At 75.7% G+C, this 20,365-nt stretch carries 17 protein-coding genes and 1 tRNA gene; 6 read left to right on the forward strand and 12 right to left on the reverse strand.

The window, feature by feature from the left end; all coding sequences use genetic code 11:
• A partial coding sequence (locus CUD01_RS11120; RefSeq protein WP_503826112.1) for a helicase domain-containing protein occupies positions 1-833 on the reverse strand: 833 nt, incomplete at its 3' end.
• A 203-nt stretch (positions 834-1,036) separates the two neighbouring features.
• On the reverse strand, positions 1,037-1,474 hold the full coding sequence (locus CUD01_RS11125) for a ScoMcrA-related endonuclease (RefSeq protein WP_243861017.1): 438 nt from the start codon (positions 1,472-1,474) through the stop codon (positions 1,037-1,039).
• 587 nt (positions 1,475-2,061) lie between these two features.
• On the opposite strand from CUD01_RS11125, the gene CUD01_RS11130 reads away from it, so the two are divergent.
• Entirely contained in the window at positions 2,062-2,694 is a 633-nt protein-coding gene (locus CUD01_RS11130; RefSeq protein ID WP_141321097.1) for a GNAT family N-acetyltransferase, read from the forward strand.
• Positions 2,695-2,879: 185 nt separating this feature from the next.
• The gene (locus CUD01_RS11135; protein ID WP_141321099.1) at positions 2,880-3,179 is read left to right on the forward strand and encodes a DUF1540 domain-containing protein; all 300 of its coding nucleotides are present in this window, start codon (positions 2,880-2,882) and stop codon (positions 3,177-3,179) included.
• 10 nt (positions 3,180-3,189) lie between these two features.
• Here CUD01_RS11135 and CUD01_RS11140 read toward each other — a convergent pair whose 3' ends face one another.
• Together CUD01_RS11140 and CUD01_RS11145 are read right to left on the reverse strand one after the other, a co-directional pair.
• Positions 3,190-3,936, reverse strand: coding sequence for an aminoglycoside phosphotransferase family protein (locus tag CUD01_RS11140; protein ID WP_244937757.1), 747 nt, complete (start codon positions 3,934-3,936; stop codon positions 3,190-3,192).
• A gap of 341 nt (positions 3,937-4,277) precedes the next feature.
• On the reverse strand, positions 4,278-5,033 hold the full coding sequence (locus CUD01_RS11145) for a hypothetical protein (protein ID WP_141321104.1): 756 nt from the start codon (positions 5,031-5,033) through the stop codon (positions 4,278-4,280).
• A 143-nt stretch (positions 5,034-5,176) separates the two neighbouring features.
• Here CUD01_RS11145 and CUD01_RS11150 point away from each other — a divergent pair, with 143 nt between their 5' ends.
• Positions 5,177-9,112, forward strand: coding sequence for a sigma-70 family RNA polymerase sigma factor (locus CUD01_RS11150; protein WP_166772070.1), 3,936 nt, complete (start codon positions 5,177-5,179; stop codon positions 9,110-9,112).
• 4 nt (positions 9,113-9,116) lie between these two features.
• Here the strand turns inward: CUD01_RS11150 and CUD01_RS11155 are convergent, their stop codons facing one another.
• Entirely contained in the window at positions 9,117-9,782 is a 666-nt protein-coding gene (locus CUD01_RS11155) for an SDR family oxidoreductase (protein ID WP_141321108.1), read from the reverse strand.
• A gap of 111 nt (positions 9,783-9,893) precedes the next feature.
• Positions 9,894-10,529 (reverse strand): uracil phosphoribosyltransferase, encoded by a 636-nt coding sequence (gene upp, locus CUD01_RS11160; protein WP_094181120.1) that lies wholly within the window; start codon positions 10,527-10,529, stop codon positions 9,894-9,896.
• An 81-nt stretch (positions 10,530-10,610) separates the two neighbouring features.
• Between upp and tadA the strand changes: the two genes are divergently transcribed.
• Positions 10,611-11,090: a tRNA adenosine(34) deaminase TadA gene (gene tadA, locus CUD01_RS11165; RefSeq protein WP_280525823.1), complete on the forward strand. Its 480-nt coding sequence runs from the start codon at positions 10,611-10,613 to the stop codon at positions 11,088-11,090.
• A 21-nt stretch (positions 11,091-11,111) separates the two neighbouring features.
• On the opposite strand, the gene CUD01_RS11170 is transcribed toward tadA, so the two are convergent.
• On the reverse strand, positions 11,112-11,930 hold the full coding sequence (locus CUD01_RS11170) for an NAD-dependent protein deacetylase (protein WP_208405397.1): 819 nt from the start codon (positions 11,928-11,930) through the stop codon (positions 11,112-11,114).
• Positions 11,931-12,132: 202 nt separating this feature from the next.
• Between CUD01_RS11170 and CUD01_RS11175 the strand changes: the two genes are divergently transcribed.
• A tRNA-Ser gene (locus tag CUD01_RS11175) sits at positions 12,133-12,222 on the forward strand.
• Positions 12,223-12,281: 59 nt separating this feature from the next.
• Here the strand turns inward: CUD01_RS11175 and CUD01_RS11180 are convergent.
• Together CUD01_RS11180 and CUD01_RS11185 are read right to left on the reverse strand one after the other, a co-directional pair.
• Positions 12,282-13,541 carry a serine hydrolase domain-containing protein gene (locus CUD01_RS11180; RefSeq protein WP_141321110.1) on the reverse strand — a complete coding sequence of 420 codons (1,260 nt, stop codon included), beginning with the start codon at positions 13,539-13,541 and terminating at the stop codon, positions 12,282-12,284.
• A 178-nt stretch (positions 13,542-13,719) separates the two neighbouring features.
• A complete protein-coding gene (locus tag CUD01_RS11185) occupies positions 13,720-15,213 on the reverse strand; it encodes an MFS transporter (protein ID WP_141321112.1) in 1,494 nt (497 codons plus the stop codon).
• Between the two features lie 173 nt (positions 15,214-15,386).
• On the opposite strand from CUD01_RS11185, the gene CUD01_RS11190 reads away from it, so the two are divergent.
• Positions 15,387-15,980, forward strand: a complete 594-nt coding sequence (locus tag CUD01_RS11190; RefSeq protein WP_094181116.1) for a TetR/AcrR family transcriptional regulator — start codon at positions 15,387-15,389, stop codon at positions 15,978-15,980.
• A 36-nt stretch (positions 15,981-16,016) separates the two neighbouring features.
• Here the strand turns inward: CUD01_RS11190 and CUD01_RS11195 are convergent, their stop codons facing one another.
• The 3 genes from CUD01_RS11195 to phoA form a co-directional block, all read right to left on the reverse strand.
• Positions 16,017-16,970, reverse strand: coding sequence for a GGDEF domain-containing protein (locus CUD01_RS11195; RefSeq protein WP_094181115.1), 954 nt, complete (start codon positions 16,968-16,970; stop codon positions 16,017-16,019).
• Between the two features lie 106 nt (positions 16,971-17,076).
• Entirely contained in the window at positions 17,077-18,561 is a 1,485-nt protein-coding gene (locus CUD01_RS11200; protein ID WP_141321114.1) for an NAD-dependent succinate-semialdehyde dehydrogenase, read from the reverse strand.
• Positions 18,562-18,816: 255 nt separating this feature from the next.
• A complete protein-coding gene (gene phoA / locus CUD01_RS11205; protein WP_141321116.1) occupies positions 18,817-20,232 on the reverse strand; it encodes an alkaline phosphatase in 1,416 nt (471 codons plus the stop codon).
• Positions 20,233-20,365 lie beyond the last annotated feature (133 nt).

Genomic DNA, 20,365 nt, shown 5'->3' on the forward strand with positions numbered 1-20,365 from the left:
AGGTCCCGCAGCGTGCACGTGCGCACGTCGTCCTCACCCAGGCTCGGCAGCACGTCCGACACGTAGTCGAGGTTGGGCTCGTGTGGGCCGACGAACAGCAGCCCGCCGTGCCCGCTGCGCAGGCGCGGGTCCGCGTACAGCAGGTACGCGGCGCGGTGCAGCGCCACCACCGTCTTGCCCGTCCCCGGACCGCCGTCGACGACGAGCGGGCCCGCCGACCCCGCGCGCACGATCGCGTCCTGGTCCGCCTGGATCGTCGTCAGCACGTCCCGCATCCGCGCCGACCGGCTCGCCCCCAGCGACGCGAGCAGCGCCGAACCCTCGTCCGGCGCCACGCCGCCCGGCGCGACCGCGCCCGGCACCAGCACCTCGTCCCAGTAGTCCGTCACCCGCCCGCGCGACCACCGGTACCGGCGCCGAGCCACCACCCCGGACGGGTGCGCGGGGGTCGCGGCGAAGAACGGCTCCGCCGCGGGCGAGCGCCAGTCCACCAGCAGCCGCTCGCCGTCGGAGGCCGTGACGCCCACCCGTCCCACGTACACCGCCGCACCGTCGGCGGAGACCGTGCGGCCGAGGCACAGGTCCAGCCCGTAGCGGCGCAGCGTGCGCAGCCGCGCCGAGAGCCGGTGCACCTCCTGGTCGCGCTCCAGCGCTGCGGTGCCCGACCCGCCCGGCGCCCGGCGCGCCTCCGTGAGCCGGGCGTCGAGCTCGGCGACCTGCTGCTCCAGCCGCGCCGCGACCCGGGCCAGGTGCGCGTCGTCGTCGGCAGTCAGGGACGGGTCCGCCTTGGCGGCGAGGGCGACGTCGAAGACGCTCAGGGGAAGGGTGGTCACGAGGTCTCGCTCCCGGGGGTCACGGCGCCCGGGACGGCTCGGCGGGCGCGACGAGCGCCGATCACCCGCCTCGACCGGGGTCTTGCCGCAAGACCCCCCGTGCTCTATACGTTGAAGAGGGAGAGCACCGCACGGATGCTCTCCCTCGTGACGCCGGCCGTCGGGCCGGCCCCGTGACGCCGGTCAGGCCCGCGGGTCGCCGCTCAGGTGCAGTAGTCGCACACACCCGTCGCGGGCAGCGTCATCGAGCACGTCGGGCAGATCGCCGGTGCGGGCTCGGGCGTCGCGGTGCGGCGCGGGGTGCTCGCGCGCGGCGTCGTCGTGCGAGGGGCGCGTGTGGCCGTGCGCGAGGACGAGCGTGCGGCGGGTGCCGACGCGCCGCCCGGCTCGGTGACCTCGAACCCGCGCTTGCGCAGGATCGACGCCGCGGACCCGATGCTGCCGACGACCTCGTCGGACGGTGCGAGGCGGCCGGTGGCGAAGCGGTGCGCCACCCCGAGGACCGCCGGCAGGTCGTAGCTCGAGCCCTCGTGCACGATCGCGTAGCCCGGCGTCGGCGCGTAGCCGTAGACCCCGAGGAAGCCGTCGCGACCGCGGGAGTCGTACTCCGCGATCGCCTGGAGGACGTGCTGACGCGTCACGCCGGAGAAGGTAGCCACAACCCCCACCCTACGTCTCCCTCCCCCTCCCCCCCTGGCCCCCCGCCCCCTGGCCCCCGCCCCCCGACCCCCACCACCCGACCCCCAGCCCCGACCCCCACCACCCGACCCCCACCACCCGACCCCGCGATTCCTCCGGCTCCCAGCCCCGATACCCGGAGCAACCGCAGGCTCGTCGAGCGCCAGCCCACCGAGACCGTCATTGCTCCGGGTCCGCTGGCTGATAGCCGGAGGAACCGCGGGGTCGTCGTGCCGGCCACCGAGACCGTCGTTGCTCCGGGTTCGGGGGCTGATGGCCGGAGGAACCGCGGGCTCGTCGGGCGGGCGGTGGCTGAGACCGTCGTTGCTCCGGGTCGGGGGGCTGATAGCCGGAGGAACCGCGGGGTCGTCGTGCCGGCCGACGAGACCGTCGTTGGTCTGGGTCTGGCGGGTGAGAGTCGGAGCGATCGCGGGGTCGTCGGAGAGGGGGTGAACGTGAGGAGGCGGGGCAGACAGGGACCGAGGGCCCAGGACGGACGAACCGCCGGAAGGAAAGATTGGACAGTCGTCCAGGAGAGGAGAGCAGGGGGATGTTCGACGTCGGGGCTGCCGCGCGCGCCGAGCTCGCGGCCGTGGCAGGCGTGCTCGGCGAGGCGTTCGCCGACGACCCGGTCGTCGTCGGCATGATCGGCACCGCCGACGGCCGCTGCGAGCGCGCGACCGCGCTGTACGCGGCACTCCTGCGCGCGCAGGACCCCGACGGGATCGAGGTCGACGTCGCACGCGACGAGACGGGCCTGATCGTCGGCGCCGCGGTCTGGGAGCGTCCCGACGCGCGTGGCGCGACCGCCCGTCGCCTGCTGCGCGAGGCGCCCGGCTTCCTGCAGGCGCTCGGTCCGCTGCGAGTCCCGCTCGCGCTGCGCGGGTGGAACGCGTTCGTCCGGCACCGGCCCGACGAGCCGCACTGGTACCTCGGCGAGATCGGCGTGCGGGCCGCGCAGCGCGGCACGGGCGTGGGCTCGCGGTTGCTGGCGCACCGGCTGCGGCACGTGGACGACCACGCCCACGGGGCGTACCTGGAGTCGTCGACGCCGCGCAACCGTGCGCTCTACGTCCGGCACGGGTTCGAGTCCCGGGGCGAGATCCGCGGCGTGCACGCCGCGCGGCCCACCGCGATGTGGCGCCCGCCCGTCGACGCGCCCGGCCGGCCCGCGGCGCGCTGACCTCGCACTCGTCGTCCCGAGCGCCATTTCCGCAACACGCCTGTGCGCAAAAAGCGGGTCTGACCTGCGGTGTTGATCCGGCTGGCGTGCTGGCGCGCGGGCCCGGGCGGGTCTACCGTCGACGAAGGAGCCCCTGCGGCTCCGGAGTTCGCAGGTTCGCAACGGCCCACCTTCGGAGGCGCGAGATGACCGACCTCATGGAGCTGCCCGCCATCGCCGAATGCTCGGTGGCCGGCTGCTCGTACAACGACCACTCGCACTGCCACGCGGCCGCCATCACGGTCGGCGGCACCGGCGGCGACGCCCAGTGCGCGACGTTCATCCCGCTCACGGTCAAGGGCGGTCTGGACAAGGTGCTCAGCCACGTCGGCGCGTGCCAGCGCCAGGACTGCTCCCACAACGCCCACCTGGAGTGCACCGCGGACTCGATCCGGGTGGGCAGCGGTCACGACGTCGCCGACTGCCTGACGTTCGCCCCGCGCTGACGGGCGTCCCTCAGGACGCGACGCGCACCATCTCCTGCACCAGCTCGACGGCGCCGCCGACCAGCTCCTTCTCGCCGGTGAGCAGGCCGGGGTCGCTGCGCCGGGCGGCGGCGGCCTGGTCGAGCGCGGGGACGGGCGAGACCCGGCTCGCGGCGAGGAACGCCGCGAGGAACGCGCGCGCGGCCAGGGAGTAGTCACCCCCGGCGTCCACGGCGACCTCGGCGACCATCAGGGCGGTGAGCGCGACGTCGAGCTCCGCCGTCGCGGCGCGCGCGTTCGCCCAGTCGACCACGCAGGGCCCGTGCGTCTCGGTCAGCACGATGTTGCCGGGGTGCAGGTCGAGGTGCGCGACGACCGGCCCGGCGGGCACGTGCGGCCACTGCGTCTCGTCGTGCGGCACGTCCTGCGGTGCGGGGATCGCGTGCAGCCGCTCGTGCAGCTCGACGACGAGCCGCGCGCCGTCCGCGATGGACACCTCGCCCGCCGCGAGGGCCTGCAGGAGGGTCGGGCCGTGCAGCCGCTCCATGAGCAGGTTCGGACCCTGCGCGACGTACACCGCCGGTGCCGGGAAGCCCCGCGCGGACACGTGCTGCAGGAACCGGGCCTCGTGCGTCGCGTCCCGGCCGCAGCGGTAGCGGCGCACCACGTAGTCCTCGTCGAGCGCGTACACGTCGGCGCTCGACCCGGACGCGAGCACCGGGCCGGGGTCGTCGAGCGTCAGGACGTCGGCGGGCGGGACCGGGCCCGGGGTCCGCACCGGCGGACGGGGGCCGACGTGCAGACCATGCGGTTGCGGGAGCGAACCGTGGGGCGCCGTGGGGGCGCCGGCGGGCGCCGGAGGGTCGTCGGAGCGCTCCGAGCCCTGAGGTGCGGGGTCGTGCGGGGCGGCGAGTCCGGACGGGGTCATACCTCGAAAGTAACCCCGCGGAGCGGGTTTGCACCCGTCGAGACCCGCCCGATGTGCGACACACCGGGCACATCACGTGACAGCGGGACGACAGGCCCGCTCGTGGACCGATCGTCCGGCCCGGTGGGCAGGAGTAGCCCGAACAGGTGAAGCGGCGTGCGTCGAGGCAGGGGCGTCGGCGCACGCCGCGGTCAGGGACGCGCCAGCTGCGTGAGGCGTCGCACCGCGCACTCGTGCGTCGGCGGCAGGGGCTCGACCCAGCACCGCAGCGGGTGCCGCGTCACGCGCTCGACACCCAGTGCGAGGACACGCTCGTCCACGCGCCGCCGCAGCCGCGCGACGGCCTCGTCCGTGTCCTCGTCGTCACCGACCAGCACGACGAACGCGCCGCCACCGATGCCCGCCATCGCCCGCGCCGCACCGAACACCTCCCGCAGCGCCGCGCCCACGGCCGCGGACCGGGCGAGGCGGCTGAGCGCGTCGGGCACGCCCGCCGCGACGTCGACGACGAGCAGCCGGCCCGTGGGCACGTCGTCGGGGTAGCACTCCATGAGCCGCAGACGCAGGTAGTCCGCCGAGGGCAGCCCCGAGCCCGCGTCGAGCCCGAGGGGCAGCGTCACGCCGCCGGCCTGCGCGTCCGCCCAGCCCGTGCACAGCGCCCGCAGGACGTCCAGCGGCGGCTGCGACCGCGACGTCGCGCGGTACAGGCACGCGAGGTCGTCGATGGTCTCGGCGATCCCCACCCCGGACTCGCCCCGGGCGCCACCCAGGCGGGCGGCGGCCGGCACGGGGTCGTCGTCGAGGAGCAGCGCGACCGCGAGGTCGTCGGCGGCGGGGTGGTACCAGTCGGAGGGGCGGCGCCAGACGGACGCGACGCTCTCGTGGCGCCAGCGCTCGAGCAGTCGCGACGGCTGGGCGGGCAGCAGAGGTCCGGTCTCGGTCGTCACGCGGGATGAGAGAGGGCTTCGGTGCAGGTGTGACGGCACTTCTGGGTGTTTTCACCCGGAGGCCGCCGCAAGCCCGTGACCCGGTTGTTTCCTGTGGGTCCGGCCGATATGTCACCCTGGTACGGATTTCGCGCGGATCAACCGTGCCACGAGCAAGCCGGGACGAGGTCGAGGTGGAGGCGCAGGCGGCTGTCGTGCGCAGCGACGCGGAGCTCATCTCCGCGGTGCGCGCAGGCGACGAGTCGGGCTTCGCCGCGCTCTACGAGCGGCACTCGGCCGCCGCGGCCGTCGTCGCACGGCAGTACACCGACAGCGCCGCGGACGCCGACGACGTCGTCGCGGACGCGTTCACCGCCGTCTACGCGGCGCTGCGCAACGGCAACGGTCCCGACGAGGCGTTCCGCGCCTACCTGTTCACGGTGGTCCGCCGGACCGCGGGCGTGCGGCGCGAGGGTGCGCGGCGCGTGCAGCCGACCGACGACCTCGCCACGCTCGAGGCCGGGACGGCGCTCGCGGGCACCGCGGAGGAGCCCGCGCTCGAGGGGTTCGAACGCGGTGTCGTCGCGCGCGCGTTCCACTCCCTGCCCGAGCGGTGGCAGGCCGTGCTGTGGCACACCGAGGTCGAGGGGCTGCCGCCCGCCGAGATCGCACCCGCGCTCGGGCTGACCGCCAACGGCGTGGCCGCGCTCGCGTACCGCGCGCGCGAAGGGCTGCGCCAGGCGTACCTGCAGCAGCACCTGCGCGACCCGCTCGACGAGGGGTGCCGCGCCGTGGCGGGGTCGCTCGGCGCGTACGTGCGCGGTGGCCTGGGCACGCGTGAGAGCACCAAGGTGGCCCGGCACCTCGACGACTGCGACGAGTGCCGCGCGCTCGTGCTCGAGCTGGGTGACGTCAACCACGGTCTGCGCGCGGTCGTCGCGCCGCTCGTGCTCGGCCTCGCGGGGCTCGGTGCGCTCTCGCACACGCTGCCGCTCGGGGCGGCCGCCGTCGGGGCCGCGGGTGCGGCCGGCGCGGGTGCGGCCGGGTCCGGTCACCTTGCGGAGCTCGAGGGCGGTGCGGGTGCCGGGGCCGTGGGCGGTGGTGTCGCAGCGCTCTCCGGTGGCGGCGCGGCGGCCGGTGCCGGCGGGGTCGCGGCGTTCCTCGCGAGCGTGCCCGCAGCCGTCGTCGCGACGGTCGCCGGTGCCGTGGCCGTCGCCGCGGTCGCGGCGGCGGTGGTGCTGGGGCTCGGTGCCGACCAGCAGGTCATCGAGGCGGACCCGCCCGTGGTGCTGACCACGCCCACGCCGACGACGTCCCCGGGCGCCTCCGCGAGCCCGACGAGCACACCCACCGGACCGGCCTCGCCCGGACCGACCTCCTCGGCCGACCCCGCGGTCCCCCCGGGCGCCCCCGACGTGCCCGACCCCGCCGACGAGCCGACGGCCGGGCCGTCCCTCGGCCCGACACCCGACCCGACGGGTGGGCCGACCGCAGAGCCGACCTCGGGACCCACCGCCGAGCCGACGAGCGCGCCGTCGCCGGGACCGACCGCCGGACCGACCGCCGGACCGACCGCCGGACCGACCACCGAACCGACCCCGCCACCGCGCGCGCCCGACGTGGTCGTCGCGCTGCCCGACGGCGGGCTGGTGCTCGCCGCGGGCGTCGGCCCGCAGGACCTCGCGATCACGCTGCGCAACGCGGGTGGGCGGGCCGCGACGGACCTGCGCGCCGAGCTGGGGCTGCCCGAGGGTGTCTCCGTCGAGGGTGTGCTGGGCGTCGCGCCCGCCCGGACGGCCTCACCTGCGGTGACCGGCGGGAGCGCGACGGTCGCGGCGCTGCGCGACCGTCTGCAGGCGACCGACTGGACATGCCACGGCGCGCAGACGCGGCACGCGAGCTGCGAGCTGCCCTCGCTGCCCGCGGGTGAGGCGGCGCGGCTCGTCGTGCGCGTCGCGGTCGACGAGGCGTTCGACGCCGACGACGCGCAGGTCGAGCTCGTCGTGACCGGCAGCGGCATCGACTACCGCCCCGCACCGCTGCCCGTGCGCGTCACCCCGAGCCCGGCGCGGCTCGCGGTCGCGTCCACGCAGGAGCCGCTCGCGCTCGTCGCGGGCCGCGTGCGGGACGTGACGTTCGACCTGCGCAACGCCGGCCGGTCGGCCGCCGGGCAGGCGCGCGCCGAGCTCGTGCTGCCGGACGGTGTCACCTGGGCCGGTGCGCCACCCGCCCAGGGCTGGCGCTGCGAGGCCGGTGCCACGGTCGTGTGCACGCGCGACGAGCTGCCCGGGCGGGGTCAGGTGCCGCTCACGCTCGGCCTGCGCACGGCGCGGGACGCCGCGGCGGCCCCCGTCGAGGTGCAGCTGAGCCCGGCGCCCACCACCGCACGCCACGCGGGGGTGCCCGTCACGGTGCAGGCGCCCGCGACCCTCGTCGTGACGGCCCGGCCGGACGCACTGACCGTCGCCGGCGGGCGCACGAGCGTCGCGGACGTCGCGGTGCGGAACACCGGGGACCTGCCGGCCGCCGCGGTGACGCTCGACCTGACGACCCCCGCCGGGCTCGCATGGGCGGGTGGTGCGCCCGACGGCTGGGCCTGCCTCGCCGACGGGCCGCGCGTGCGGTGCACCGGACCCGGACTCGCGCCGGGGGAGAGCGTGAACGCGGGGCTGCCGTTCGTCGCGGAGCCCGGCGCCGTGGGAGCGCTCGGCGCTCTCGTCGTCGCGGCGGCGGCCGACGACGCCGACGGCGCGAGCGTGACGGTCGAGGTCCAGGGGCGTGCGCCCGGGCTCGAGCTGCGTGCCGCGGACGTGGTGCTGCAGTACGACGACCTCGGCCAGCTCGCGTTCGGGGTACGTGTCGCCGACGGCGACGACCCCGCGGCGGACGCCGCGCAGGTCGTGGTGCGCGCGGCACTGCCCGGCAACCTCGTCGTGCAGGAGCGGACCGGGCTGCCGGTGCCCGACGCGTGCCGGGTGGACCGCTCCGGGCGGGCCGTCGAGTGCACCTGGCCGGTGCTCGCGGCGGGCGCGACGGGCGAGGTCCTGCTCCCGGTGCGCTCGACGTACTCGGCGGCCGGGACGGTCACGCTCACCGCGACCGCCACCGGCGTCGACGTGCCCGTGACCGGGCACGCCGCCGTGCCGGGCCGCTCCGGCGGGCTGGCGCAGCGCTTCACCACCGCCACCGGTGGCTGGGACGTGACCGAGGCCGGTGCGGCGGTGCTCTCGTGCGACCCGAACGTCCCGGCGTGCCAGGCCGCGCTGCGCGGCGCCCAGGACAACAACTCCCAGGACATGCTCCCCCTCGACGAGGCGCGGCCGGACGGGCAGCGCACCAAGGTGCCCGTGTCGTCGAGCACCGAGGTGGACGTGCCGCGGGGCAGCGAGATCGCGTTCGCGGGGCTCTACTGGTCGGCCGTGCGGGGCAGCCGCGACGGGTGGAGCGCGCCCCTCGACGAGGTGCTCCTGCGGGGGCCAGGCGGCGCCTACGTGCCGGTGTCCGGTGAGGCCTCCCGGCGCACCGACAGCACGTACCGCGAGTACTACTCGTCGTTCGCCGACGTGACCGACCTCGTGCGCGCCCAGGGCGGTGGGACGTGGTCGCTCGCCGACATGGCGGTGAGCACCACGCGCACCGACAAGGACCCGACGTACTACGGCGGGTGGTCGCTCGTCGTCGTGCACTCCGCGCCCGGGGACGCGCGCGTGACCGTCTACGACGGGTCGCTGTGGGTCGGCACCGGTGCGCAGCCTGCCGCGTTCCGGTTCGCCGCACCCGCCGGGTCGACCGCGCGGATCGGCGTCGTCGGGTGGGAGGGCGACCGGAACCTCACCGGCGACCGGCTGCGCCTGGGGGGCCTGTGCACCGCGGCGACCACCGACCTCACGCCGTTGCGCGCCGACGGGACGCGTGGCAGCGCCGAGAACGCGTTCGACTCGACCGCGGCCGGCTGGCGCACCGCGTCGTCGCTCGGCATCGACGCCAAGGGCTTCGCCCCGGCCACGCTCCCGTGCGACGTGTCCTCGCTCACGCCCAGCACGTCGGGCGACCAGTACCTCGTCGGCGCGATCACGCTGCGCGCCGAGGGCGCCGGCTGAGCGGTCAGTCCGCGCGCTCGGTGGCCGCGACGACGGCCGCCTCGACCGGCACGACGCCCGTCACGAGCTCGAGCGTGAGCCCCGCCGACGCGGGTGCCCGCAGCAGCGCGGCCAGCACGGCCGCCACGTCCCCCCGGGGGACGTCGCCCCGGCCGACCGCGCGCTCGAGCGTCACGTGGTCCGTCGGCTCGTCGTCCGTCAGACGGCCCGGCCGCAGGATCGTCCAGTCCAGGTCCCGGCCGCGCAGGTCCTGCTCGCTCGCCGCCTTCGCCTCCAGGTACGCGGCGAACACGTCGTCGGTGCCCTCGGGCGGGCGCTGGTCGACGCCCATCGACGACACGAGCACGTAGCGGCGCACGCCCGCCTCCTGCGCCGCGTCCGCGAGGAGTGCCGCCGCCGCGCGGTCGACCGTGTCCTTGCGCTGTGCACCGCTGCCTGGTCCCGCGCCCGCGGCGAACACCACGGCGTCCGCACCGCTGACCGCTCCCGTGACGTCGGCGACGTTGCACCGTTCCAGGTCGAGGACCACGGCCTCCGCGCCGTCGCCGGTGACGTCCTCCACCTGGTCGAGGGAGCGGATCAGCGCCACCGGCACGTCACCGCGCGCCGACAGCGCCCGGGTCAGGTGCCGGGCGACCTTCCCGTGGCCCCCGGCCACCACCACACGCATGCGGTCACGGTAAGCAACGACGTCCGGTCCGGCGACCGGGGACGCGGTCCCGCAGGTCACACGTCCGGGTGGTCGTCGGGGCGCCCGGGTGGGCCGGTGCGGGGTGGTCGCTCAGACGACGCCGTACAGGCGGTCGCCCGCGTCGCCCAGGCCCGGGACGATGTAGGCCTTCTCGTTGAGGCGCTCGTCGACGGCGGCCACGACGACCTGCACGTCCGCGCGGTCGCCGACGAAGTCCTCGACGACCTTGATGCCCTCGGGCGCCGCGATGAGGCAGACCGCGGTCACGTCACGCGCGCCGCGCTGCAGCAGGTAGTCGATCGCCGCGACGAGCGTGCCACCCGTCGCGAGCATCGGGTCGAGCAGGAAGCACTGCCGCCCCGAGAGGTCCTCGGGCAGACGGTTGGCGTACGTGATCGCCTCGAGCGTCTCCTCGTCGCGCTGCATCCCGAGGAACCCGACCTCGGCCGAGGGCAGCAGCCGCGTCATCCCGTCGAGCATCCCGAGGCCGGCGCGCAGGATCGGCACGACGAGGGGGCGCGGGGAGGCGAGCTTGGTGCTCAGCGTCGTCGCGACCGGGGTGGTGATCTCCACCTGCTCGGTGCGCACGTCGCGCGTCGCCTCGTAGGCGAGGAGCGTGACGAGCTCGTCGACGAGCAGCCGGAACGTCGGCGACTTGGTGTTCACGTCGCGCAGGACGGCGAGCTTGTGGGCGACGAGCGGGTGGTCGGCGACGTGCAGGCGCATGCCCGTCAGGCTACTAGCCGGTAGGGGCCGCCGTGCCGGGACCCGCCCGCCTGTGACGAGCGGGTGCGCCATCATGGCTGCGTGGACAGGGGACGGCCGGTGGACGTCGCGGACGAGTGGGCGATGGGGATCGCGCTCGACGAGGCACGGCGTGCCGTGGCGACGGGCGACGTGCCGGTGGGTGCGGTCGTCGTCGACCCGCACGGCGCGGTCGTCGGACGCGGACGCAACGTCCGGGAGGCGGAGGCCGACCCGACCGGCCACGCCGAGGTCCAGGCGCTGCGCGCGGCGGCCGCGACGCTCGGCCGGTGGCGCCTCGACGACTGCACGCTCGTCGTGACGCTCGAGCCGTGCGTGATGTGCGCGGGCGCGATCGTGCTCGCACGCGTCCCGCGGCTCGTGCTGGGCGCGTGGGACCCGAAGGCCGGGGCGTGCGGGTCGCAGTGGGACGTGGTGCGCGACCGCCGGCTCAACCACCGCGTCGAGGTGGTCGGCGGCGTGCGGGACGAGGAGTGCGGCGCGCTGCTGCGCCACTTCTTCGAGCTCCAGCGCGACCCCTGACCTCCCGGCTCTGCCCCGACGCTAGACGGGGTCGCCGGCCCTGGGCGTGGGGAGTCTGTCGCTGAGCGCCGTGAGCGTCTCGGACGTGCCCGCGTCCAGCGTGATCGTCGCCAGGCCGTCACCCCTGGTCGCACCCCGGTTGACGACGACGACGGGCTTGCCCGCCTTCGCGGCGTGCCGCACGAACCGCAGCCCCGACTGCACCGTCAACGAGGACCCTGCGACGAGCAGCGCGTCGGCGGCGTCGACCATCGCGTACGCGCGCTCGACCCGCTCCCGCGGCACCGTCTCGCCGAAGTACACGATGTCCGGCTTGAGCATCCCGCCGCACACCTCGCAGTCCGCGACGACGAACCCGCTCGTCGTCTCGATCACCGCGTCCGCGTCGGGCGCGATCTCGACGTCGCCCACCGCGCCCACGGACTCGACGAACCCCGGGTTGAGCTCCTCGAGCCGCTGCGCGAGATGCGCGCGGGACACCACGTGCCCGCAGGACAGGCAGACCACGCGGTCGTAGCGGCCGTGCAGGTCGATCACGTTGCGCGAGCCCGCGTCCTCGTGCAGCAGGTCCACGTTCTGCGTGACGACCCCGACGACGACGCGCCGCGCCTCCATCGCCGCGAGAGCGCGGTGCCCCGCGTTCGGCTCGGTGCGGTGCACGTGCCGCCAGCCCACGTGGTTGCGGGCCCAGTAGTGGCGACGGAACGCCTCGTCGCCGACGAACTGCTGGAACGTCATCGGGGTGCGCGGCGGGGAGTCCGGGCCGCGGTAGTCCGGGATCCCGGAGTCGGTCGAGACGCCCGCGCCCGTCAGCACCGTGAGCCGCTTGCCGCGCAGCAGCGCGACGACCTCGGCGAACGTCCCCGCGGCCGGGCGCGCCTCGTCGGTGCGCTGGGCGGGCGCCGCGTAGCGGGTCGAGCGGGTCTCGGGCGTCACCCGACCACGGTACGTCGGCACCGCGCGGGACTCCCGGGCCGTGGCCGGAGGTGGATCTGGACCGGATTCGGAGCATCGGGCCCGAGCGGGTACCCTTCTGCACCGAGGTAGCGTGTCCGAGCGGCCTAAGGAGCACGCCTCGAAAGCGTGTGTGGGTGAAAGTCCACCGTGGGTTCAAATCCCACCGCTACCGCCAGTCGAAGGGCCCCACCCCGCAGCTCGCTGCACCGGGTGGGGCCCTTCGTCGTCGCCCCGTCAGGCGCACAGGAGACGGTCGATGGTGGCCGCGATCTCCTGGGTGACCGCGGCGGCGTGCTCCGCGGGCAGGACGCCGTGCATGGTCGTCGTCGCGATGGTGACGGCGCGGCCGTCGGCGGTGACGCCGCCCTCGGTCTGGTAGCCGGGGATGATCCCGCCGTGGCCCCACGCGAGGCGCCCGCACGAGAGCTCGGTGGACTGCAGCCCGAGCCCGTAGCGCATGGTGGTGGGGATGCCCGGCAGGTCCATGGCGACGGTCGTCGTCATCTGCGTGAGCTCGGCCGGGCGCAGGAGCCGCCCACCCAGGAGCGCGCGGAAGAAGGTGTTGAGGTCGCCGGGCGTGGTGACCAGGTCCCCGGCGCCCCAGGACGTCGACGGGTCGATCGCGCTGTGCTCGACGAGGGCGCTGCCGGCCGGCTCGGCGTGGTAGCCCAGCGCGTGCGGTCCGCGCAGGGTCCGCTCCCCGCGTGCGGGGACGTAGGTGCCGGTCAGGTGCAGGGGCCGGATGATGCGCTCGGTGATCGCCTCCCCGAGCGGGCGGCCGGTGACCTTCTGGACGACGAGCCCGGCGAGCACGTAGTTGGTGTTGGAGTACGACCAGCGTCCGGCGGGGGTGGCGGGCCGCGCGAGGCCGAGCTGCACGAGCTCGTACGGCTCGAGGTAGAGGTCCTTGACCCCGACGAGCCGGGGCTCGCCGTCGACGACGAACGGCGGGCCGTCGGTGTAGGAGCCGATGCCGCTGGTGTGCTGCAGCAGGTCCCGCACGGTGATGTCGTGCCCGTCGACGGGCCCGCGCACCAGGCCCGGCAGGTACGTCTCGACGGGCGCGTCGAGCGAGACCGTGCCCTCGCCGACGAGCTGCAGGACGACGGTGGCGACGAAGGTCTTGGTGTTGGACCCCGCGCGCACCTGGCCGTCGAGGGGCACGCGCCCGCCGTGCTCGAGGCTGCGCACGCCGGCGACGAGGTCGCGCTCGCGGCCCGAGGTCTCGGTCACGGCCGCGAGGACGGCGGGGACGCCGTGCTGCTCGACGAGCCGTGAGACGGCCCGCTGCGCGTCGTCGCCGCGCGGCCCGCCGGAGCCCGAGCCGGGTGCGGGTCCGCGGTCCCCGGCCACGGCGACGGCCGGTACGGCGATCGCGGTCCCCGCGACGACGGCGCACACCGCGGCGAGCGCCGACAGCCGCGCGGGGCGCCGCGGCCGGCGCGGCGCGGTGCGGGGCACGAGGGTCGTGGAGGGTGCGGTGCGAGCGGTCATCGGAGCTCCTCGTGCGGCGTCGGCGACCTTCGGCGGATGCGGGGACCGATGCAGGTCGAGCCGTGTGTCAGCGGCCTGACCTGCATCGATCCCGGCACGCTCCAGCGTGGTCGGTGGGGCCCGGGCGCCACCATCGGGGGACCACCCCAGTCGGGGGTGGGGGAACCCCTAGTGGGCGTCAGTCCGCGAGCGCGAGCTCCGGGGTGCGCTCGTCGGTCGTGGCCTCGCGGTGCGGGGTGACGACGGTGGGAGCGGGGGTCGGGCGGCGCACCAGGGCGGCGAGCAGGACGACGGTCGCGGCGGTCAGGCCGGCGCCGACGAGGAACGCCTGCTGCGCGCCCGCGACGAACGCGTGGCGGGCGACCTCGAGCGCGGTGGCCCCGACCGGTGCGGCGGCACGCGCGGCCGACTCCGCGACCGTGACGAGCACCGCGAGCCCGAGCGCGCCGCCGATCTGCTGCGACGCGTTGACGAGCCCGGAGGCCGCACCCGCGTCGCGCGGGTCGACACCCTGCAGGCCGGCCGCGGTGAGCGGCACGAACGCGAGCCCGTTCCCGATCCCGAACAGCACGAGCGCGACGAGGATCTGCGGGTAGCCGGTGCCGGCGTCGATGCGGGAGAGCAGCAGGAGCGCGACGGTCGTGGTCGCCAGGCCGACGACGAGCAGCGGCCGGTTCCCGACGCGCTGCATGAGACGTGCGCTGACCTGGGAGAACACGAGCAGCATGACGGTGATGGGCAGGAACGCGACGCCCGTGGCGAGCGGTGAGTACCCGAGGACGTCCTGCAGGAACTGCGTGAGGAAGAAGAACAGCCCGGTCATCGCGGCCATGAGGAGCAGCCGTCCGCCGAGCGCGGCGGAGCGCGTGCGGTCGGCGAACAGCCGCAGCGGCGTGATGGGTGCGGGTGCGCGCAGCTCGGTGAGCACGAACGCGGCGAGCAGGAGCGCACCGACGGTGAACGAGGCGAGGGTCGTGGGTGCGCCCCAGCCGTCCTCGGCCGCCTCGACGAACCCGTACACGAGCGCGGTCATGCCGATGGTCGAGGTCGCGGCGCCGACGAGGTCGAACCGCCCGGGGTGGCGCGGCGTCTCGGGCAGCACGGCCCGCACGAGCGCGACGAGGGCGAGACCGATGGGCACGTTGACGAACATGACCCACCGCCAGGACGCCCACTGCGTGAGCATGCCGCCGGCGATGAGGCCGAGCGCGGAGCCGCCGATCGAGACGGCGGAGAAGTAGCCGAGCGCGCGGGCACGCTCGGCGCCCTCGGGGAAGCGGGCCATGAGCAGCGCGAGCGCGGACGGTGCGGCGAACGCGGCGCCGACGCCCTGCGCGGCGCGGGCCGCCAGCAGCACGCCGGGGCCGGCGGCGATCCCGCCGACGAGGGACGCGGCGGTGAACAGCGCGATCCCGGCGACGAGCACGCGCCGCCTGCCGAGGAGGTCGCCGGTGCGGGCCCCGAGCAGCAGGAGCCCGCCGAACGCGAGCGTGTAGGCGTTGAGCACCCAGGACAGGCCGGTGGGCGTGAAGCCGAGCGAGGACTGCAGGTCGGGGAGCGCGACGTTCACGATGGTCATGTCGAGCACGAGCATGAGCTGGGTGGTGAGGATCGCCGCGAGGACGAGGACGGACGAGGCCGGACGGCGACGAGGGGACGCGGGCGCGATCATGCGGACCTCCGCGGGGTTAGGATGGGAGCAGAAGCGGAACCCGCCTCCGGATATGACTATACGGAGGATGCCTCCGGTTGTGCAACCGTGTTTCCCCATCCCCGTGGGAGCATGGCGTCCGGACGGCCACGACGGGCCGGACGACGACGAGCGCGACGAAGGCAGGTGACCAGGTGAGCGACCGGACGACGACGCAGCGCCCCCTGCGCGCCGACGCCGCGCGCAACCGCTCGAAGATCCTCGAGGCCGCCGGCGCCGCGTTCGACGCGAGCGGCACCGAGGTCTCGCTCGAGGACGTCGCCAAGGCCGCGGGCGTCGGCATCGGCACGCTGTACCGGCACTTCCCGACGCGGCTCGAGCTCATCGCCGCCGTCTACCGCTCGAGCCTCGACGCGTTCGTCGCGCACGCCGACGAGCTGCTCGCCGAGCGCCCCGCGGCGGAGGCCCTCGACGACTGGGTCCTGTCGTTCGTCGACTACGTGATCCGCAAGCGCGGCATGGCCTCGGCGCTCAAGGCCGGGCTCGGCCCGGACGCGCAGCAGGTGTTCGCCGAGGGGCGCGAGCGCATGCTCGCCGCCGCCTCCCGGCTCGTCGTCGCCGCCCAGGAGCAGGGCGCCATCCGCGCGGACGTGGACGCGGGTGACCTCATGCGCGCGGTGAGCGGCGTGTGCCTCGCGGGCTCCGAGAGCGCCGACCGCGAGAGCACGGTGCGCGTCCTGCGCCTCCTGCTCGACGGCCTGCGCTGGTCCGCGCCCGCGCCGGCCTGACCACCCGCCGCACGCGACCGGCGCCGGACGGCGCGGTCACGACGAGCGCGCGAGCTCACCCACGAGGGCCGTCGCGGCGGGGTGCTGCTTGGTCGCCTGCATCTGCGCGAGCGCCGCGGCCACGAGCTCCTCGGGTCGCTCGGGCCCCGCCGCGACGACGACGCGCACCGGACGGTCGTCGCCGCGCTGCGGGGTGAGCGCGCGCATCGCCGCACCGCGCACCAGCGACACGTGGCGCGCGAGCCGCTCGTCGCCCGCGCCGCTCATCGTCACCGCCATGAACTCGTCGGACCCGGTCCGGCCCACGAGGCTCCCGCCCGGCAGCGCGGCCTGCAGGCGAGCCGCGACGCGCCGCAGGAACTCGTCCGCCGCGTCCGGCCCGTGCGACGCGTTGAGCGCGCCGAACCCGTCGACGTCCGCGACGAGCAGCACCAGCCGGCGCCCCGAGCCCGCGAGCATCGCCGACCACGAGCGCAGCGTGTGCAGCACCATCTCCCGGCCCGGCAGGCGGGTCAACGGGTCGTGCAGCGACCTCGTCGTCAGGGACGCGACGAGCGACAGCACCAGGTCACCGGTCGCGACCGACGCCCACGTCGCGGAGCGCACCACCGCGTCGTCGTACCGCGCGGCACCCGTGCGCTCCATCGCCCGCGTCGCCGCCTCGGCGATGCTCGTGCCCGCGTCGACGACGAGCGGCGCCCAGTCCGCGACCTCGCCCACGGGCCGGCGGGACAGCACCGCGCGCCCGAAGCCGAGGCGGCCCGTCTGCGCGTCCGTGAACCGCGCCCGCGTCAGGAGCCCGATCGCGGCCTCGTCGTGCCCCCGCACGCCCAGGCACGAGACCAGGGGCGAGCGGAAGAACGCCTCGACGTCGCTCATCGGGACGTCGGGCTCGACCACGGGCAGGTCGACCGCCAGGTCGTCCACCGTCCGGTGCACCCCACCGGCGGCCCGCGCCGCCCTGACCAGCATCTCCACGTCGTTCGCCACGCGGGCATGCTGCCCGACGACCGGCGCGGTGAATCGGTCCGAACGGACACCGCGCACAAGAGTTCACCGAGCGGTCACCGACCGTCCGCCGGGGCGACGGCCAGGCTCAGGCGAACGGGTCCGCCGTGAGCGTGTACTTGGTCTGGAGGTACTCGTGGATGCCCTCCGCGCCGCCCTCGCGGCCCAGGCCGGAGAGCTTCCACCCGCCGAACGGGGCCGCCGCGTCGGAGACGACGCCCACGTTGAGCCCCGTCATCCCCGTCTCGAGCCGCTCGACCATGCGCTGCCCGCGCGCGAGGCTCTCGGTGAACACGTACGAGACCAGCCCGTACTCGGTGTCGTTCGCGAGGCGCACGGCCTCGTCCTCGTCGTCGAACGGGACGATCGCGAGCACCGGGCCGAAGATCTCCTCGCGCAGGAGCGCCGCGTCGGGCGGCACGTCGGCCAGCACCGTCGCGGCGTAGAACGAGCCGGGCCGCTCGACCCGGGAGCCACCGGTCAGCAGCCGTGCACCGCGGGACACCGCGTCGTCGACCAGCTCCTCCACCTTCGCCACCGCGCGGTCGTCGATCAGCGGCCCGATCGTCACGCCCTCCTGCGTGCCGCGCCCGGTGCGGAACGCCGCGACCCGCTCGGTGACCCGCCGCGCGAACTCGTCGGCGAGCGAGCGGTGCACCAGGAACCGGTTCGCCGCCGTGCACGCCTGGCCGATGTTGCGGAACTTGGCCGCGATCGCGCCGTCCACAGCCGTGCCGAGGTCCGCGTCGTCGAACACGACGAACGGCGCGTTGCCGCCGAGCTCCATCGACGTGCGCAGCACCCCGCCCGCGGCCTGCGCGAGCAGCTGCCTCCCCACGGGCGTGGACCCCGTGAAGGACAGCTTGCGCAGCCGCGGGTCGCCGATGACGGCCTCGGACACCGGGCCCGTGCGCGTCGTCGTGACCACGTTCACCACGCCCGCCGGGACACCCGCGTCGAGCAGGAGCTGCGCGACGAGCAGCGTGGTCAGCGGGGTGAGGGACGCCGGCTTCACGACGACCGTGCAGCCCGCCGCGAGCGCGGGCGCGATCTTGCGCGTGGCCATCGCGAGCGGGAAGTTCCACGGCGTGATCAGGTAGCACGGCCCGACCGGGTGCTGCGTGACGACCATCCGCCCCGTGCCCTGCGGGTTCGCGCCGTAGCGGCCCTGCACGTGCGCGGCTTCCTCGGCGAACCAGCGCAGGAACTCCGCGCCGTACGTGACCTCGGCACGCGACTCCGCGAGCGGCTTGCCCATCTCGACGGTCATGAGCAGCGCGAGGTCGTCGGCGTGCTCGACCACCAGGTCGAACGACCGGCGCAGGACCTCGGCGCGCTCGCGGGCGGGTGTGCGGGACCACGCGGAGAACGCGTCGACCGCGGCGTCGAGCGCCGCGCGGCCGTCCTCGACCGTGGCGGACGCGACCTGCTTGACCACCGAGCCGTCGCTCGGGTCGTGCACCGGGAACGTCGCGCCGTCGGACGCCGCGCGCCACCGCCCGCCGACGAGCAGGCCGTCGGGGACCCGTGCCAGCAGGTCCGCCTCGCGGCTCACGTCCGCACCCTCAGCCATCACCAGCCGTCCTCCCGCGCCGCGCCCCACCGTCCCCGCGAGCGTGCCACGCCCGCCCCCCTCCGGCACGGCGTCGCCCGGCCCGCCCGGGCGCTGTGGGTGGAGAAGCGCTCGCCAGGTGAGCGTTTCTCCACCCATTGACGGCCGGGCGCGTGCAGGTGCCCGGCGGTCGGTGCAGCAGGGTCGAGGAACCGGAGCGCACGCGGACGCGGGCCCGACGAACGTGCGTCGGGCCCGCGTCGGGGTGGCCTGCGGTCAGCGCGCGGGCCTGCGCGGGTCGAGGCGCAGCGCGTCACGCATCGTGAAGAACAGGTCCGTCTGGTCGGTGAGCCCGACGACGTTCGCGGCCCATGGCCCGTACGCCGCGACCCGCAGCTGGCTGCCCGTGTGCTGCTGCGAGCCGCCGGCCTCCGCGGTGCCGTACGCGACGGTCATGGGGACGCCGTCCGCGGTGAGCAGCGTGCGCGTGAGGCCGGGCGTGGTGCTGCCCGCGGCGACGATCTGGCTCGAGTGCGCGTGGTCGGCGGTCACGACGACGAGCGTGTGGCGGTCCTTCTTCGCGAAGTCGAGCGCGGCGCGCACGGCCTCGTCGAGGTCGACCGTCTCGCCGATCTGACCGCACGGGTTGGCGGCGTGGTCCTGCTTGTCGATGCTCGCGCCCTCGACCTGCAGGAAGAACCCGGTGCGGGCGTGCTTCTGGTCGAGCAGCCGGATCGCGGTGCGGGTGAGCTCCGCGAGGGTCGGGGCGGTGCCGTACGCGGGGTTGGGCGTGCAGCGCACGGCCGGCTCGGCGCCGCCGGTGCGGGTCGCGAGCGGGCCCGTCCAGCGCACGGGCAGGTTGCCGGGTGCGAACAGCCCGAGCACGGGCGTCTTCTGGTCGGCGCGCTTCACGGCGGCGAGCGACGCGGCGTCCGTGACCACCTGGTAGCCGCGATCGGCCGCCTGCTGGAGCAGCGTGCGCCCGGCCCAGGGGCCGGCGACGGCCTTCTCGCCGAACGTCGTCGCGCCGCCGCCGAGCGTCACGTCCGCGCGCGTGTCGAGGATCTGCTCGGAGATCGAGCCGCGCCCGCCGTTCTCGCGCGCGTTCGTCGGGCACGTCCTGCTCGTCGCGACCGGGCCGTAGCAGGACCGGCTCGTGACGTGCGACGCGAGCACCGCTGGGGTCGCGTCCTGGATCTCGGCGGTCGAGACGTTGCCGGTGCGCAGGCCGTTCGCGCGTGCGAGCTCGAGGATCGAGCGCTGGGCCTTGCCGGTGACGTCGACCGAGACCGCCCCGTTGTACGTCTTGGTGCCAGTGGCCCAGGCGCTGCCCGACGCGGCCGAGTCCGTCACGTAGTCGGGCGTGCCGTCCTTCTCGAGCGCGTACGTCGTGTACTGGCCCGTGAGCGGCAGCGCGTCGATGCCGGCGAAGCGTCCGGCGGCGCCGAGCGCGTAGTTGCGGGCGACGGTGATCTCCGAGTCACCCATGCCGTCGCCGACGAGCAGGATGACGTTGCGGGCCGGGCCCGGGTCGAGCTGGCGGCGCAGCTCCTGGGTCTGGTTGCCGGAGATCCGGCGGGCGTCGCCGTTCCCGGTCAGGTCGCTCGTCGCGGCCCAGCCCGTCGCGGCGCCGGCCGTGAGCGCGACGACGATCGTCGCGACGGCGGCCGCGCGCAGCTTGCGTGTCCTCATCAGGGGCTCCTCCACCTGGGTGTGCCCGCCGCGGGGGTGCGCGGGCCGCACGGCAGTCCACCGGCGCCGGGTGGCGTGCGGGCACCGGGCAGGTGACGGGGTGGGGACGCGCGGACGAGCATCGGACGAACAC

Source organism: Cellulomonas uda, assembly GCF_006538705.1.
Taxonomy (GTDB): Bacteria; Actinomycetota; Actinomycetes; order Actinomycetales; family Cellulomonadaceae; genus Cellulomonas; species Cellulomonas uda.